The sequence below is a fragment of the Roseobacter sp. MH60115 genome (assembly GCF_015644665.1).
Taxonomy (GTDB): Bacteria; Pseudomonadota; Alphaproteobacteria; order Rhodobacterales; family Rhodobacteraceae; genus Roseobacter.
Window position 1 is genome coordinate 14704 of record NZ_JADOBQ010000003.1, and the last position, 12981, is coordinate 27684.

At 59.9% G+C, this 12981-nt stretch carries 14 protein-coding genes; 4 read left to right on the forward strand and 10 right to left on the reverse strand.

Annotation, left to right across the window (positions count from 1 at the left end):
- Window positions 1–43 precede the first annotated feature (43 nt).
- Window positions 44–481 carry a type II 3-dehydroquinate dehydratase gene (gene aroQ / locus ISX84_RS10465; RefSeq protein ID WP_195820793.1) on the reverse strand — a complete coding sequence of 146 codons (438 nt, stop codon included), beginning with the start codon at window positions 479–481 and terminating at the stop codon, window positions 44–46.
- 285 nt (window positions 482–766) lie between these two features.
- The gene (locus tag ISX84_RS10470; protein ID WP_195820320.1) at window positions 767–1219 is read right to left on the reverse strand and encodes a bactofilin family protein; all 453 of its coding nucleotides are present in this window, start codon (window positions 1217–1219) and stop codon (window positions 767–769) included.
- Between the two features lie 553 nt (window positions 1220–1772).
- Here ISX84_RS10470 and pcaC point away from each other — a divergent pair.
- From pcaC to ISX84_RS10490, 4 genes are read left to right on the forward strand one after another with little or no spacing between them, the layout of a single operon-like run.
- Window positions 1773–2153 carry a 4-carboxymuconolactone decarboxylase gene (gene pcaC / locus ISX84_RS10475; RefSeq protein WP_195820321.1) on the forward strand — a complete coding sequence of 127 codons (381 nt, stop codon included), beginning with the start codon at window positions 1773–1775 and terminating at the stop codon, window positions 2151–2153.
- Entirely contained in the window at window positions 2150–2881 is a 732-nt protein-coding gene (pcaH, locus tag ISX84_RS10480) for a protocatechuate 3,4-dioxygenase subunit beta (RefSeq protein WP_195820322.1), read from the forward strand. The genes pcaC and pcaH overlap by 4 nt, the downstream gene beginning before the upstream one ends.
- Complete coding sequence (pcaG, locus tag ISX84_RS10485) at window positions 2881–3465, forward strand: protocatechuate 3,4-dioxygenase subunit alpha (protein WP_195820323.1); 585 nt, start codon at window positions 2881–2883, stop codon at window positions 3463–3465. Before pcaH ends, pcaG begins: the two co-directional genes overlap by 1 nt.
- Complete coding sequence (locus ISX84_RS10490) at window positions 3458–4294, forward strand: 3-keto-5-aminohexanoate cleavage protein (RefSeq protein WP_195820324.1); 837 nt, start codon at window positions 3458–3460, stop codon at window positions 4292–4294. The genes pcaG and ISX84_RS10490 overlap by 8 nt, the downstream gene beginning before the upstream one ends.
- A gap of 10 nt (window positions 4295–4304) precedes the next feature.
- Here the strand turns inward: ISX84_RS10490 and phoB are convergent, their stop codons facing one another.
- From phoB to ISX84_RS10530, 8 genes are all read right to left on the reverse strand, one after another.
- Window positions 4305–4994: a phosphate regulon transcriptional regulator PhoB gene (gene phoB, locus ISX84_RS10495; RefSeq protein ID WP_195820325.1), complete on the reverse strand. Its 690-nt coding sequence runs from the start codon at window positions 4992–4994 to the stop codon at window positions 4305–4307.
- A gap of 5 nt (window positions 4995–4999) precedes the next feature.
- Complete coding sequence (gene phoU, locus ISX84_RS10500; RefSeq protein WP_195820326.1) at window positions 5000–5707, reverse strand: phosphate signaling complex protein PhoU; 708 nt, start codon at window positions 5705–5707, stop codon at window positions 5000–5002.
- Between the two features lie 4 nt (window positions 5708–5711).
- Entirely contained in the window at window positions 5712–6509 is a 798-nt protein-coding gene (gene pstB, locus ISX84_RS10505) for a phosphate ABC transporter ATP-binding protein PstB (protein ID WP_195820327.1), read from the reverse strand.
- 14 nt (window positions 6510–6523) lie between these two features.
- Window positions 6524–7885, reverse strand: coding sequence for a phosphate ABC transporter permease PstA (pstA, locus tag ISX84_RS10510; protein WP_195820328.1), 1362 nt, complete (start codon window positions 7883–7885; stop codon window positions 6524–6526).
- Window positions 7882–9369: a phosphate ABC transporter permease subunit PstC gene (gene pstC, locus ISX84_RS10515; protein WP_195820329.1), complete on the reverse strand. Its 1488-nt coding sequence runs from the start codon at window positions 9367–9369 to the stop codon at window positions 7882–7884. The genes pstA and pstC overlap by 4 nt, the downstream gene beginning before the upstream one ends.
- Before the next feature lie 88 nt (window positions 9370–9457).
- Window positions 9458–10498, reverse strand: coding sequence for a substrate-binding domain-containing protein (locus tag ISX84_RS10520; RefSeq protein WP_195820330.1), 1041 nt, complete (start codon window positions 10496–10498; stop codon window positions 9458–9460).
- A 218-nt stretch (window positions 10499–10716) separates the two neighbouring features.
- On the reverse strand, window positions 10717–11778 hold the full coding sequence (locus tag ISX84_RS10525; protein ID WP_195820331.1) for an ATP-binding protein: 1062 nt from the start codon (window positions 11776–11778) through the stop codon (window positions 10717–10719).
- 15 nt (window positions 11779–11793) lie between these two features.
- Window positions 11794–12981: a trans-sulfuration enzyme family protein gene (locus ISX84_RS10530; protein WP_195820332.1), complete on the reverse strand. Its 1188-nt coding sequence runs from the start codon at window positions 12979–12981 to the stop codon at window positions 11794–11796.

The window sequence follows — 12981 nt, forward strand, 5'->3', positions numbered from 1 at the left end:
CTCGGTGTCGCCTTTTTATTTTTCAGACAGTTACGCGTCGAAATTAATCTTCGATATGCTGCTTCATGGCGTCGAGTGCCAGAAGATAGCCATGTGCACCAAACCCGCAGATCAGACCAATCGCGACCTTTGCGATGAAGGACCTGTGCCGGAACTCTTCGCGCGCGTGCACATTGCTGAGATGCAGTTCGATGGCAGGGATCTCCACCGAGGCCAGCGCGTCCATCAAGGCGATGGACGTATGCGTATAGGCACCGGCATTCAGCACGATCCCCTGATGAACCCCGCGTGCCGCATGGATCGCGTCAAGCAGCGCACCTTCATGGTTGGACTGCATGAAGCTGACGTCACAGCCGTTGTCCGTCGCCCAGTTGGAACAACTGACCTCGATATCTGCCAATGTCGTCGTGCCATAGACCTCAGGTTGGCGCGTGCCCAACAGGTTGAGGTTCGGTCCGTTCAGAATGAGGATGGAGGTCATAGGGTACTCGCAGTCGGTGATGTGCATGCATAGACCTTCAAACCGCGCGGTGTCCAGCACGGTGGGATAGGGCGGGTGCAAAGGCTTCTCCACACTGTCAGGGCGTCCCTGCGCCTGCTAGGGCTCGGCCAGATGACTTCCGTCAAGAGCATGAACTGCAAACGTTCCAATGTGTGACCAGAGTTGCCCTCTGGCGCATCCGTCTGGCCCGGAACTCTACCAGCTCGCTTTGAAGGATCGCTTTAGTCCGCGTATCGGTCGCTACGTAAATCGTAAGATCTGATATCAGCCACCACGGGCCTCCACGCGCCCGGATATCTTGGCCCCGGAACTCATTGTCATGCTGCCCGCCGTCACGTCAGCTTTCAACTCGGATTCTTCATCCAAAGCCAGCGCACCGCACTTCACACTTCCTTCGAGAAGGCCAGCAATCCTGACCTCATCAGCGCCAATTGCGCCTTTCACGACACCTTTCGCCAGGACCCCGACTGATCTTGCGTCGATATCCCCCGTAACTTTGCCGCCGACGGAGATTGCCCCGTCCTTGGCCACGAGGTTACCTTGAATCGTCATGTCCTCTTGGATCACGGTCTCCGCCACGTCTCTCACTCCCAGCTGGTTCCTGTCGAGGAATACCCTCCGCCGCGTCGGAATGCGAACGCCGGTGCCAGCAAGCAGCATACTTTTGCCGAAGACGATGTCGTGACCTCTGCCGACTGAAGGTGAGAAAAGGCCCATGCACAGACCTTCCGACAGATCAGATCAGAGACCCGGTCACCGACAGGGGCAGGCGTGCCGAGTTATCGGATATGTGGCAACTTCTATCCTGTCTATGGTCGCGCGCACACGCGCATTCGGACAAATATAAATAGATTCAGTAATCTGGGAAAAATACTTAATCCAAAAAGCAGTGGTTGATGGACCGGCTGCGAGCGTTCTTCACTGGACAGACTACGTCGGCGGAGAACTCAGTGACTGAGTGTATTTCAATCGCAAGATTCCGCTATCCGTTGATTTGGGTCTAGCTGTCATGCTGGGCTCGGAAGTTGAAACAGCGTACGTACGGTTCAGTTCCGGAAGGGACCTAAACGTCAGAGCAAGCAGAGTTGTTCAACGGCAGTTCTGTAAATTGTATAATCAACATTATGTAAATTAAATATCTATTCACAATATGGGCGTTCCATTGAGCTCATCTTGAACCAAGCGCTGTGAAAGTATCAACTTCCCTCGGAGCATGCGCATCCTTTATGGTGGACGTGGACCAGTGCCAAACTGGCCTTTGGGGAGAGCTATGTCAGAACGCTACACGAATGGCATGCGCAAACGCCGCGAGGTTCTGGGCGACGCGCATGTAGACAAGGCCGAAGCTGCCAAGACAGATCTCGATGCCGATTTTCAGCAACTGATTGCCGAAGGCACTTGGGGCACGGTTTGGGCGTCGGACGGCATCAGCCTGCGAGAACGCTCGATGCTGACATTGGCGCTGCTGGCAGCGCTCGGAAACTTCGACGAAATCCCGATGCACATCCGCGCGACCATAAACACTGGTGCCAGCAAGAGAGACGTGATCGAGGCATTCCAGCATGTTGCGATCTACGCCGGTGTGCCACGCGCCAATCACGCGCTGAAGCTGGCCAAGCAGACCTTTGCCGAGATGGAAGACAAACCATGACGGATACCAAAGGCGGTTACATGGCGCGCGACTGGACGCGTCAGCCGCCCGCGCTCACGCCGCGGTATAAGACCAGCCTGACACGATCACCGCGCCTGGCCAAGATTTCCCTGCCCAGCACCTTGAGCGAAGAGACAGGCCCGGTTTTCGACCAAAATATGCTGGGGCCGCTCGACAATGACCTGATCACGAATTTCGCAGCCCCCGGTGAAATGGCGCTGGGACCGCGGATCATCGTGCACGGGCATGTGCTGGACGAAACCGGGCGCGGCGTGCCCAATGCGCTGATCGAGGTCTGGCAGGCCAATGCCGGCGGTCGCTATCGTCACAAAAACGAAGGATATCTCGCGCCGCTTGATCCGCATTTCGGCGGATGTGGCCGGGTGATGACGGACGAGCAGGGACACTACAGCTTTCGAACGGTGAAACCGGGCCCCTACCCCTGGCCCAATGGCGTGAACGACTGGCGGCCTGCACATATCCATTTTTCCGTTTTTGGCCAAAGCTTTGCACAGCGGTTGATCACACAGATGTACTTTGAGGGAGACCCGTTGATCTGGCGCTGTCCCATCGTGGCCGCGATCCCGGATCGGGACGCCACAGAGCGGCTCATCGCGCCCTTGGACATGCAGCACACAATCCCCATGGATGCGCAGGCGTATCGTTTTGACATTGTGCTGCGGGGCCGCCGGGCGAGCTACTTCGAAAACCGGCCGGAGGGTATGTGATGTCGAAACTGTTTGAGAGCGCATCGCAGACTGCAGGACCTTACGTCCACATTGGCTGTGTGCCGAATTTCTGCGGAATTTCAGACGTTTATCCAAATGATCTGGGGGAGCGGATGGTGACAGACGCCGCGCCGGGTGAACGGATCAGCATCACGGGCGCAGTTTTTGATGGTACCGGCGCGCCGCTCAAGGACGTGCTTGTCGAGATATGGCAGGCGAATTCGGACGGCCACTATGGCAATGATGCGTCGGGTTTTACCGGCTGGGGGCGCCAGGCCGGTCACGGTGAGACCGGAACCTGGCAGTTCGACACGATCAAACCAGGGCCTGTGGCCCATGCAAGCGGGCATCTGATGGCGCCGCACATCACCTTCTGGATTGTGGCGCGGGGCATTAACATCGGCCTGCACACCCGGATGTATTTCCCGGAAGATGCCGCCGCACATGCCGATGATCCTGTGCTGGCCCGGATCGAAGATAAATCCCGCATCGCAACCTTACTCGCCAGTCGAGCGGATGATGGCATGTATCACTTTAATATTCACCTTCAAGGCCCTCAAGAAACGGTATTTTTCGATGTCTGATCCCTGTATTCTCTGTGTCGCGATCACCGGCAGCGTGCCAACAAAAGCGGCAAACCCGGCGGTGCCGATTTCCGTCTCCGAGCAAATTGAAAGCACGCAGGAAGCCTTTGAGGCGGGGGCGTCGATCTGCCATGCCCATGTGCGCAATGCTGACGAAACCCCCTCTTCCGACCCGGAGAAGTTCGCACGGCTGAAGGAAGGTGTTGAAAAGCATTGCCCTGGCATGATCATCCAGTTCTCGACCGGGGGCCGGTCCGGCGCCGGGCAAGAACGCGGCGGTATGTTACCCTTGCGCCCGGACATGGCGTCCCTCTCCGTCGGGTCCAACAACTTCCCGACCCGTGTCTATGAGAACCCGCCCGACCTGGTGGACTGGCTGTCGTCGGAAATGCGCACCCATGAGGTGACGCCCGAGATTGAAGCCTTTGATTTATCTCACGTTCTGCACGCGATCCGGATGCATGAGGCCGGCAAGCTGCACGGGCGACTGTATGTGCAATTCGTCATGGGGGTTAAAAACGCGATGCCTGCGGACAAGCAGGTCTTTGATTTCTATGTGGAAACCGTGAAGTCGCGCGCGCCGGATGCCGCGTGGTGCGCGGCCGGCATCGGTCCGGCGCAGATCGAGGTGAACGAGTGGGCCATTGCCGCGGGCGGTCACACCCGTGCAGGTCTGGAAGACAACGTGCGGCTGGACCGCGAACGGCTCGCGCCGTCAAACGCGGCGTTGATCAAGCGCGCCGCTGATCTCTGCGAAAAATACGAACGGCCCGTCGCTACATGGCAGCAGGCGCGTGAAATTTTGCGCCTGCGCCCGTTTGCTGCGTAAGTAAGGCCCCCTACCCCAGCGCGTAGCCCGCGCCGCGCACCGTGCGCAGCGGATCCGACCCGCCGAACTGTGTCAGCGCCTTGCGCAAACGCCCGATATGCACATCGACCGTGCGGGTATCGACGTAGATGTCGCGGCCCCACACGCGGTCCAGCAGCTGTTCGCGGGAAAACACCCGTCCGGGCTTTTCCATGAAGGTGGAGAGCAGGCGGAATTCCGTCGGCCCCAGTTTCAGCTCACTGGCGCCCCGGTTGACCCGGTGGCTGGTGGAATCGAGCACGATGTCTTCGTATTCCAGCCGTTCCCCGGCAGCAGCGGGCCGCACGCGGCGCAACTGGCTGCGCACCCGCGCCATGAGCTCAATCACCGAATAGGGTTTGATCACATAGTCATCGGCACCTGTTTCCAGCCCGCGCACGCGGTCCACCTCTTCGGAGCGGGCCGAGAGCATGATGATCGGAATGGCCCGTGTCTCGGACTTGATCTTGAGACGGCGGCACACTTCGATCCCGCTCAGGTTCGGCATCATCCAGTCGAGCACGATCACATCGGGCGCCGTCTCATCGACCAGCATCAGGGCTTCTTCACCGTTTTCGGCACGGCTGACGGCAAATCCTTCGGCCTCCAGATTATAGGCCAGCACTTCGCGTTGCGCGGGCTCGTCTTCGACCACCAGAACGCGGGGTTGATCGGCGGACATGGGGCTTATCCTTCTGCTACCACTGATGTTTTATCGGCTTTGGGGCGCGCATCTTCGGGGTGCTCACCGGTCACCAGATAGACAACCTGCTCGGCAATCGATGTCACGTGATCGCCCATGCGTTCCACGTTCTTGGCGATGAAATGCAGGTGCATGCAGGCGGTGATGTTGCGCGGGTCTTCCATCATGAAGGTCAGGAATTCGCGGAAGAGCGCGTTGTACATCTGGTCAACGTCGTGGTCGCGGTTGATGACCTCGCTCGCCAGTTCCGGGTCCCGCTGAATGTAGGCGTCCAGCGCGTCTTTCAGCATCCGCTCCACCTCGCGCGACATCCGCCGCAGCGCTCCGGTGCTGTCATCCACCGGCGCCATCTGTGACAGAACGCCCGTGCGCTTGGCCATGTTTTTTGCGTAATCGCCAATGCGTTCCAGATTGGCGCTGATCTTGATGACGCTGAGGATCAGGCGCAAATCCCGGGCCGTGGGCGCGCGCAGAGCAATGACACGCGCAGCCTCTTCATTGATCATCTCTTCGAGCTCATCGATGGTGCGGTCGTTCTTGCGCACCTGCTCGGCCAGTTCCTCGTCACGGGTATCCAGCGACTGCGCGCCATCACGGATCGCGGCCTCGACCAGCCCGCCCATTTTCATGATTTGTGCCTGAATAGCCTCCAGGTCACGGTCGAAAGCAGAGGCAATGTGTTGATCTTGCATGTGGTTATCCAATCCGACCTGTGATGTAGCTTTCCGTCCGGGGATCTTCGGGGTTGGTAAAGATATTCCCGGTCTCACCATACTCCACAAGGTTGCCCAGGTGAAAGAAGGCGGTTTTCTGGCTGACCCGCGCCGCCTGCTGCATGGAGTGGGTCACGATCACCACCGAATAGTTCTGGCGCAGCTCGTCGATCAGTTCCTCAACCTGGGCCGTGGCAATCGGGTCGAGCGCCGAGCACGGCTCGTCCATCAGCAGCACCTCGGGTTCGGTGGCGACAGCCCGCGCGATGCACAGGCGTTGTTGCTGACCACCCGAAAGACCCGTGCCCGGCGCGGTCAGACGATCCTTGACCTCGCTCCAGATTGCTGCCCGGCGCAGGGCGTTTTCGACGATCTCGTCCAGCTCGGCCTTGTTCTTGGCCAACCCGTGAATGCGCGGTCCGTAGGCCACATTGTCATAGATCGACTTGGGGAACGGATTCGGTTTCTGAAACACCATGCCAACCTTGGCGCGCAGCTGCACCGGATCGACGCGCTTGTCATAGATGTCTTCACCGTCGATGTGGATGTCCCCCTCGACACGGCAGACATCGATGGTGTCGTTCATCCGGTTGAGGCACCGCAGAAAGGTGGATTTGCCACAGCCCGACGGGCCAATGAAGGCGGTGACCGTTTTGTCCTGGATGTCGACATCCACGTCCTTGATCGCGTGGTTGTCGCCATAGTAGACCTGAACGCCACGTGCAGCGATCTTGATGGTATTGGTGTCCACGTCTCTCTCCAGTATTCTCATATCGTTCATTTTCGTGTCTCCCCTTACCAACGGCGCTCAAAGCGACGACGTAAAATCACGGCGATGGTGTTCATCGTGACCAGGAACAAGAGCAGGATGATGATGCCCCCCCAGGCGCGTTCATAAAAGGCGGGGTCGGCGCGTTTTGCCCATTCGTAGATCTGCGCGGGCATGGCCGAGTTCGGATCGAGCAGACCGCTGGCAATGCTGTCGGGTGGGTTCGAGGCGATGAAGCCGACCATGCCGATGAGCAGGAGGGGTGCGGTTTCCCCCAGCGCCTGTGCCAGCCCGATGATCGTGCCGGTCAGGATGCCCGGTGCAGCCAGCGGCAGCACGTGATGAAAGACCGATTGCATTTTCGAGGCCCCTACCCCCAGGGCCGCATCCCGGATCGACGGCGGCACCGCCTTGAGCGACGCCCGCGTCGAAATGATGATGGTCGGCAGGGTCATCAGCGTCAGCACAAGCCCGCCCACCAGAGGGGCAGAGGTAGGCAGGTGCATATAGTTGATGAAGACCGCAAGGCCCAGGATACCAAAGACGATCGACGGCACCGCCGCCAGGTTCGAAATATTCACCTCGATGATATCAGTCAGCCAGTTCTTGGGGGCGAATTCCTCAAGATAGATGCTGGCCGCCACGCCGATGGGCAACGCAAGCGCCAGCACCACCAGCATCATGAAGAACGAGCCCATCATCGACACGCCCATGCCTGCGGCCTCCGGTCGGGCGTCAGAGCTGTCGGCGCCGGTGATAAAATCCAGGTTGAAGCGTTTTTCGATGGCGCCGGAGGCCGTCAGCTGATCCACGAAGTCGAGTTGCTCTGCGCTGATGTTCTTGTCATTGGCAATACTGTCGCGGCTGACGCGGTTCTTGAGGTAGCCGTCCACGCGGCTGGACGCGAGGAATTCAAAGGCGACGGTTGATCCGATCACCGTTGGATCCGCCAGCACAAAATCCCGCAGCTGCGCCGCGGCACCGGCGGACAGGATACCGGCCATTTCCTTGCCCGACAGCTCGGTCTCGATGTTCTTTTCGGCGATCTTCGCTTCAAAGGCATCGCGCAAAAGCGGGGTGTAGCCAAAGGTCGACACCTTCTTGATGTCGTCGAGATTGCGCGTGCCGTTTTTGTCCAGCTTCTCGGCGGGCAGTGCCACCTCCAGCGTCACGAAGGTCTGTTGGAACGCCCCGGTGCCGCGCGAGACGATGTTGTAGACCAGCACCAGCAGCATCAGCATCCCGATAGTGATCGCAGCAATCCCATAGGCCTTGAACCGCGTCTCAGCCGCGTTGCGTTTGCGCGTGCGCGCGTCCTGCTGCATCAGCGAGCCCTTGCCGGAAACCGGTGTCGCGGACGGCAGGGAAGAGGTGGTCGCGTCGGTCATTCGTATTGCTCCCGATACTTGCGCACAATGTAGAGGGCGAGGACGTTGAGCCCGAGGGTCAGGACAAAGAGGGTCAGGCCGAGGGCAAAGGCCACGAGGGTCTCGGGGCTGGCGAAATCGGTATCCCCGGTCAACTGACTGACGATCCGCGTGGTGATGGTGGTCATCGCCTCCAGCGGGTTCAGGGAAAATTTCGCAATGGCCCCTGCCCCCAGCACCACGATCATGGTCTCGCCAATGGCACGGCTGGCGGCCAGCAGCACGGCGCCGACAATCCCCGGCAGGGCGGCAGGCAGCACGACCTGCCGGATGGTTTCGGAATGGGTGGCACCCAGCCCGAAGGACCCGTCCCGCATCGATTGCGGCACCGCGTTGATGATGTCATCGCTGAGCGAGGACACAAAAGGGATCAGCATGATGCCCATGACCAGTCCGGCGGTCAGCACGGCGGTCGCACCGCTCATCCAGTCCACGCCCAGCAGACCGGCCTCGCCCCGTCCGAAGATGCTGACCAAAGCCGGTCCGACCGTGAGCAGGGCAAAAAGACCGTAGACGATTGTCGGGATACCCGCGAGGATTTCGAGCAGGGGTTTCGCCGCCGAGCGGGTCTTGGGCCCCGCGTACTCGCTGAGATAGATCGCGGCAAACAACCCGATGGGGACGGCGACCAGCAGGGCGATCACCGAGATATAGAGCGTGCCCCAGAGCAGCGGCAGAATGGACAGATCGCTGTCGCCGCGAAAGTTCGGCGCCCAGCTGCCGCCAAAGAAAAAGTCGGTCCAAGGGTGCAGGCGGAAGAAATTGATGCTCTCAAAAAGCATCGACAGAACAATGCCGACCGTGGTCAGAATGGCCAGCGAGGCGGCAAGGATCAGCAGCGCCAATGCGCCCCGTTCGACCGTATTGCGGGCTCTGAAATCCGCGTTGGTCACAAAGATCGCGAGCGCCGCCCCCAGGGCCGCCAGTGCCACAACCGCAACCGACATCCAGAAAGTGCCCGTTTCGGATTTTGCGCGATACTGTTGCGCCGCGTAGAGCACTTCGGGCTCCACATTCGACCCCAAGGCGACACCCACACTGCCCAGAATGCTGCGCACATCCTTGAATTCGGTGCGGATATTATCGGCCTCGTCATCGGTCAGCGCGCCCTGGGCCACGGCAATGTCCAGCCCTTCGGCAACACGGCGCACGTCGCTCATCACCAGCCCGCGTGACGAGCCTTCGCTGACAATCCGCTCCGGGATCAGTTTGAATACGGAATTTTCGATGATCATCGGCTGCGCCAGCAGCCAGATCATCAGAACGCCAAAGGCAGGCACGGCTGCAAACATCGCGGCATTATAGCCGTAGTAGTTGGGCAGCGAGTGCAAAAGCCGGATGTCGCCCCCTGCGGTGGACTTTGCCCGGCTGCGCGCCATGAAAAAAGCAGCGACTGTCAGAAGAATGATGGCGAGGACAACATATCCCGTCAAACCAAGTGCCATGCGGTCCACCCCAGAAATTGCATGATGCGTCTTTCGTCAGTTTCGGGGGCGAAGAGATCCGCCCCCGAAAAAACCTTGTTCAGGCAGATTAGGAGTTGCCGCCCAGAACCGCTTCGTCGGCCACTGCGGACTGCGTGTCTTCCAGCTTGGGATCCGCCACCAGACCGTATTCGGACAGCGGGCCATCGGGGCCTGCAATTTCGTCTGCCACGAAGAATTCAGCGAATTCCTTCAGGCCGGGGATGACGCCGATGTGGGCTTTCTTCACGTAGAAGAACAGCGGGCGGGACACGGGGTATTCGCCTGTTGCGATGCTTTCCGTGGACGGTGTTATACCGGACATGGTCGCAACCTGCAGCTTGTTGGTGTTGTTCTCGTAGAACGCCAGACCAAAGACGCCGATGCCGTCCTTGTTGCTTTCGATACGCGCCAGGGTCTCGGTGTAGTCGCCGTCGATGTCGACCGATTTACCGTCTGTGCGCAGACCGATGCAGGCTTTCTCGGCGGCTTTCTTGTCGTCGCCATTGGCGGCTTTGAAGGCCTCGAAATCGCCGGTTGCTTCACAGCCTGCCAGGATCACCTTGTCTTCGAAGACTTCACGGGTGCCGTGCTTGGTGCCCGGAACAAAGGCCTGGATCGGCTGGGCGGGGAATTCCGGGTTGACCTGATCCCAGGTTGTATAGGGGTTGGCGACGATTTCGCCGTCGACAACAACCTCGGCAGACAGGGCTTTGTACCAATCCGTCGGCGTGAACTCAAAGGAGTTGCCGGCGATGTCGGAGGCAAAGACGATGCCGTCATAGCCGATGCGTACTTCGATGATGTCGGTCACACCGTTCTCGGCGCAGACGGAAACTTCGCTGTCCTTGATGGCGCGCGATGCGTTTGCGATGTCGATGGTGTTTTCGCCCACACCTTCGCAAAACCGCTTGAGGCCCGCGGAGGAGCCACCGGATTCGACAACGGGTGTCGGGAAATCAAAATTTTCACCAAATGCTTCGGCCACGATCGACGCGTAGGGCAGCACGGTCGACGATCCGGCAACTTGCACCTGATCACGCGCGGCAGCGGTGGTTGCGGACACGGCCGCAATGGCCAGCGCGGAAGTGGTGAGTTTTACGAACGACATGATATCTCCTGTCATTTTCAATTTCGAATCTGATCACCCCCATGGCGATCTTGGGGCCGGTGGTACGGGCCTGTGGCAATGCTTTTGTGACAGTTACGTAACAGTTTTATGACGTATGGCGTCTGGCATCTCGTTGCGTTTCAAATAACTGATTTCAAATGATTTTATCACGACCCGCTTGGAGGGAAGGATTCAATCCACGGTGGAGAAAAAGCGACTCAGACGTCAGATTCGGCTGCGGGCACCGTTGCTTGCGTCGGCAAAACCACGGTGAACCGCGCGCCTTTGCCCAATTCACTTTCCATTCTCAAACGCCCGCGATGCCGGTTGATGATGTGCTTCACGATGGCCAGCCCCAGACCGGTGCCGCCCAGGGCCCGGCTGCGGTGGCTGTCGGCGCGGTAAAACCGCTCGGTCAGACGCGGCAGGTGAATGGCGTCGATGCCCGGACCATAGTCGATCACATGCACGCGCACGCCGGGCGCACGCAAGGCCGGGTCCCGATCCGCCAGGTCGATCTGGACGGTGACACGCTTGCCCGATGCCCCATATTTGATCGCGTTTTCAATAAGATTGGTGAACACCTGCATCAGCTGGTCAGGGTCACCAATCAACTCAACCGGTGCGTCGCCAAAATCCGGTTCCAGCGTGACATCCGCCTCCTCCGCCAGGTGTTTCAGCGTGCGCAGGACGGATGACAGGATGTCGGTCAGGTTGACCCGATCCCGGGGCCGGACACGCTCATCCCCCTCCACACGGCTCAGCGACAGCAGATCGCCCACAAGCCGGTTCATCCGGCCCGCCTCACCTTCCATAATGTCCAAAAACCTGTCGCGCGCGGCGGCATCCTCGCGGGCCGGGCCGCGCAGGGTTTCGATGAACCCCATCAGGGCCGTCAGCGGGGTGCGTAATTCATGACTGACATTGGCGACAAAATCCCGACGCATCTGCCCCGCCTGCTCCAGATGCGTCACATCCATAAAACACAGCAGCAGGGCTTTCTGCTCCGACAAGGCCCGCGCGGTGACCTGAAAGGTCGTATCCTGCACCCCGTCATTCGCCAGGTATTGCGCCACGCGCGGGCGGCTGTCGCGCAGAACGGCCTCAACCGTGTCGATCAACCCGGGCTGACGCAGCATGGTCACGAAGTTGCGCCCTTCGATCCCCTGCCCGATCAGGTTGCGCGCCTCAGCATTGGCGCTGACAATCCGCTCGCTGCCATCGATGATGAGGGCTGGCAAGGGCAGCGCGGCCAGAATGTCGGTCAGAGCCTGGCTCATCGCACCCGTGTCCCGTCAGTTGCCCGTCGCGGCGGCGACGGCGTCGGTGAAAATCTGGCAGAGCGCGTCCGCGTCTTCCAACCCGACGGATACGCGGAAAAACCCTTCGGACATGCCAAGCTCGGCGCGTTTTTCTGCCGTCAGCGCCCGATGCGAGGAGGAGGCAGGATGCGACAGCGTGGTGCCGATATCCCCCAGTGTCGGTGCGAAGTTCAAGCCATCCGCGGCGCGTGTGAAGGCGTTGGCGGCCTCCCGATCCCCGTCCAGCTCAAAACTGACCATGTTGCAGAACTGACCGTGCAACAGCTCCGTAGCGCGGGCGCCGTCGGGATGATCGTCACGGCCCGGATAGATCACGCGTTTCACCCCCTTGAGAGTGCTGAGGTGATCGGCCAGCCGGGCGGCGGTGGCCTGGGTCCGGTCAAAGCGCAGATCGAAGGACAACATGCCGCGTTCCGCAAGCCAGCAATCAAAGGGGCTGGGGTTCATCCCGGCGGTCACCGTAAAGACCCGCAACTGGTTGTTCAGCGCCGCATCGCGCGCCGCCACATAGCCCAGCATGACATCGGAATGCCCCGCCAGCAGCTTGGTGATCGAGTGGATCACGATATCCGCGCCCCAGTCAAAGGGCCGGATCGCGCGCGGTGTAGTGAAGGTATTGTCCACCACCAACAGGACATCCTTTTCTTTGCAGAGCGTCGCGAGGCCTTTCAGATCCGCCACGCGCAGTGTCGGATTGGAGACCACTTCGATCAGCACCATGCGGGTTTCGGGGCGTAGCGCCGCGCGAATCGCCTCGATATCACCAGGATCGATCATGGAGGTGGCAATGCCCAGGCGGGGCAGATCGTCACTCATCATCCGCAGCGACCGGCCATAAAGCTGGTTGCCACCGATCACATGATCCCCCGCTTTCGTCAGCCCCAGCAGCACCGCAGAGACCGCCGCCATGCCCGAGGCCGTCACGACACCCGAATGCGGCGCGGCCTCAAGACGGTCCATGCGTTTGGCGACCACATCGGCGTTGGGATGACCTTCGCGCGCATAGGTATAGCCTTGCAGCCCGCCTTCGTATTGCCGATCCAGCATATCGGGCGTGTCTGACGCATAGACAACCGAAGGGCTCAGCGGGGTCACCACCGGGCGGCTGGCGCTGTCAGGCAGTGCGTCGGGGCGCACCAGCGATCCTTTTTCGTTTTTCAT